Annotated in this window: 5 protein-coding genes; 2 read left to right on the plus strand and 3 right to left on the minus strand. The window is 51.9% G+C overall.

All coding sequences use genetic code 11. The features are described from left to right. Nucleotides 1–376 precede the first annotated feature (376 nt). A complete protein-coding gene (locus ACESTR_RS15840; RefSeq protein ID WP_004319131.1) occupies nt 377–670 on the plus strand; it encodes a helix-turn-helix domain-containing protein in 294 nt (97 codons plus the stop codon). Beyond that, nucleotides 667–978: a helix-turn-helix domain-containing protein gene (locus ACESTR_RS15845; protein WP_004295430.1), complete on the plus strand. Its 312-nt coding sequence runs from the start codon at nt 667–669 to the stop codon at nt 976–978. Before ACESTR_RS15840 ends, ACESTR_RS15845 begins: the two co-directional genes overlap by 4 nt. A gap of 33 nt (nt 979–1011) precedes the next feature. Here ACESTR_RS15845 and ACESTR_RS15850 read toward each other — a convergent pair whose 3' ends face one another. The 3 genes from ACESTR_RS15850 to ACESTR_RS15860 all read right to left on the minus strand — a co-directional run. Further along, nucleotides 1012–1377, minus strand: a complete 366-nt coding sequence (locus ACESTR_RS15850) for a hypothetical protein (protein WP_007559043.1) — start codon at nt 1375–1377, stop codon at nt 1012–1014. Nucleotides 1378–1405: 28 nt separating this feature from the next. Then, entirely contained in the window at nt 1406–2695 is a 1290-nt protein-coding gene (locus tag ACESTR_RS15855) for a site-specific integrase (protein ID WP_007568639.1), read from the minus strand. A 31-nt stretch (nt 2696–2726) separates the two neighbouring features. Next, nucleotides 2727–3089, minus strand: a 363-nt coding sequence (locus ACESTR_RS15860) for a tyrosine-type recombinase/integrase (protein WP_373179429.1), incomplete at its 5' end; no start/stop codon positions are given.

Raw genomic sequence — 3089 nt, forward strand, 5'->3', positions numbered from 1 at the left:
TGCAGCAGCGTGAGCCCCGTAACTACCTTTGCTACTGACAACAGATTTCCATACCGCGCTCCGCGGCATGAAAAAAAGAGAGGAAAAGGTTATGGGAGAGAAACGGGGAGAAAACGATATGCCGTGAACGCTCGCGAAAGTCGGTTCACGGCTCACCCTGCATGGAATGATAAATCGCCCGCGAACATTTCCTTTCACGGGCGATTGGCGTATCGGAGCGTGCCGATCCCGTATCGGCGGAGGATCGTTTCCGCCGGACGTGGCGCCACTCGCTGCCACTTTTAAGACGGATACGTCCATATACCACTGGCTGATAACAAGATACTGTTCATTTGTGTACTTTTGGGCATCCGGGAAACAAAAAATGAAACAGAACATGGAAATAATAAGTATGGACGTGAAGGCTTTCGACGCGCTGGCAGGGCACGTGGAAGCCATTGAAAGAAAAGCCGAGGCGTTATGCCGCAGGCAGGAGGACGTGAGTTTGAAAAAATGGCTGGACAACCAGGATGTCTGTGACGTGCTGGGGATATCGAAACGTACCCTGCAAACCTACCGGGAGAAAGGGTTGCTGCCTTTCAGCCGCATCCGTCACAAAATCTTCTACAAACCGGAAGATGTCGGGAAACTGCTGCAATCGTCGCACTATCCTAATACCGCCGCGTTATGAGCCATTATTTCATCGACAAGCACGATCCGCGTGTGGCGGATCTCTTCCGGCGTTTGGAAAAGGCCGGCAAGGCACTGGATAAACTGGAATCCTCCGGAGGCCGGACACTCAAGGGAGAGCGGTTCGTCACCGACGAGGAATTGTCCCGGCTGCTGAAAATCAGCAGGCGTACATTGCAGGAATACCGCACGGCGCGGATCATTCCCTATTATTTGATTCAGGGCAAGGTACTATACATGGAATCCGAGATACAGAAATTTCTGGAAGATTCCCGGAAGAAATGTATCGGGGGACAGGAATGGGTATAAAAGAAGAACGGCCATCACGGCCGTTCTTCTTTTTCAGTTCAATATCGTGTTCATGCCGGGGAGCTGCCAGACGACGGCGGTCGTCGTGGCCCTTCGGACAAGCCACCGTCGGAAGGCTTCGGCATTCCCGGATTTTAAGCGGAAAGCCAGCGCGGCGATCATTTCGAGCGAATACAGCTCGACAATACCGCCGTCACGGTTGCGCTCCCGGCGGTAAACCCTCTCCTCACGGAGTATGCCGCTTTTGAGTATGGAGCGGATGTTGCTCCCCACGGCAGGAACGAAGACTCCGAACAGGTCGGCAATCTGGTGGCGCGTGAGCCATACACGGTTCTCCGGCGTGTGGATTTCCACCCGCCCGTTTTCAATGCTGATAGGTTCTCTTGTCGTCATAGTCATACAAATTTATCAATTTTTGTTATACTGTTCAACCGTTTACCGTTATAATATCTGCCGTTTCCGGTTCGTCCTCCTCGTAGAGATTTATTTTCCGGCCTTTGGTCTGTTCTTTCAGACGTTTCATGTCCTCGTCCACCTTGCGGTCGGTCACTTTGGCGTAAATCTGCGTGGTGGAAATGCTCTTGTGTCCCATCATGCGGCTGACAGTTTCGATAGGCACACCCAGCGAGAGCGTGATATGTGTCCCGAAATTGTGCCTCGCCTTGTGAAAGGTCATGTCGAAGCCGTATGTCCGTCCCAGTTCTCTGGTGAGCTTGATGAGATACCCCCGGCAATAGAGGTTGAAAATCCTGTCGCTTTTACGCTCGTGGCGGTATTTCTCGATGATCTGCAACGGCACGTTCAGCAGGCGGATGGCCGAGGGCGTTTCGGTCTTCTGGCGCCGGATGTGTATCCAGTACGTTCCGTCGTCCGACTGCGTGATGTCTTTTTCGGACAAGCGTTTCAGGTCGGCGTAGGACAACCCCGTGAAGGTAGCGAAGAGAAACCAGTCCCGCACCCGCTGGAGGTTGGGTTTACCGACGGGAGTTTCCATCAGTTTTTTGAGGTCTTCGAGTTTCAAATGGCGGCTCTTGCGCCGGGGCAGTTCCGGGTGCAGCTTCCCGTAAGGGTCGCGCCGGAGTGTACCCTGACTGACAGCCCGCTTGGTCATTTTTTTCAACCGGTAAAGATGCTCGTGTACTGTCTTGGGTTTCATTTCACGATCTGTACGCAGGAATATTTCAAAATCATCGTAGAACTCCCGGTCAAGGCTCCGCAACGCTACATCCTCCTTTTCCTTCCTTTTTTTCACGAAGGAGGCTAAAATATTATAGGAGTTCTCGTAACTTTCATAAGTTTCTTCCTTGCGATCCACGCCGACACGCTTGCGGAACTCCTCGTTATGCTCGCGGAACAAGGCAAGGAGGGTGAACGGTTTCTGCCCGATTCCTTCCACGGCGTTTTTGACCAGCTCGGCCGTCACGAAACCGAGGCTTTTACGAATATGACGGTAATGTCCGGTGATTTTTTCGGTCAGTTTCTCTATTGCCTGGTTTACCGTTCGGGCGTTCTCGCTTCGTCCGTTCGCCCTTTTGGTTTCCGGATTCCAAAGCGATGGATCGACAAACGCGTTGATATTGATCGGGGCCGACTTGGCGTCGATGCTTACCTTGCATAACAATTTACATGTTCCGTCCTTGCGGACTTTCGTGCGGTTGATGTAGAACAGCAGGGAGAACGTGCTGCGGCGTTTTATCTCTTTATTATTCGTTTCCATAATCGTTGTGAATTTGATTGTCAATGATAGATTAAATAGCTACGGAGAAGCGGCCGGCAATCTTTTCCTCTAAAGACCGGGTATCCATGTCGATCTTGTCATCGGTCACTTTGGCGTAAATCTGCGTCGTGGAAATGCGGCTATGCCCCAGCATTTTACTGACGGTTTCAAGCGGGACACCATGCGAAAGCGTGATCTCGGTGGCGTAGGTATGGCGTCCGCAGTGAAAGACGAGTTTCCGTTCAATTCCGCAAATGGCGGCAATACGTTTCAGTGTCCGGTTGAGTTCGTTGTTGCTGTACATCGGCAGCAGTTTTCCTTCCGGGGCCATATCCCGGTACTTGTCGAGGATGAGCAACGGTATGTCGAGCAACGGCACTTCATAGTCGATTTT

The organism is Alistipes sp. DJF_B185 (genome assembly GCF_964250025.1).
Lineage (GTDB): Bacteria > Bacteroidota > Bacteroidia > Bacteroidales > Rikenellaceae > Alistipes > Alistipes finegoldii.

Bases quoted from the DNA above. Each gene is read 5' to 3' on its own strand.
- ACESTR_RS15845 (WP_004295430.1), top strand. From the start codon at position 667: ATGAGCCATTATTTCATCGACAAGCACGATCCGCGTGTGGCGGATCTC.
- ACESTR_RS15855 (WP_007568639.1), bottom strand. From the start codon at position 2,695: ATGGAAACGAATAATAAAGAGATAAAACGCCGCAGCACGTTCTCCCTG.
- ACESTR_RS15850 (WP_007559043.1), bottom strand. From the start codon at position 1,377: ATGACTATGACGACAAGAGAACCTATCAGCATTGAAAACGGGCGGGTG.
- ACESTR_RS15840 (WP_004319131.1), top strand. From the start codon at position 377: ATGGAAATAATAAGTATGGACGTGAAGGCTTTCGACGCGCTGGCAGGG.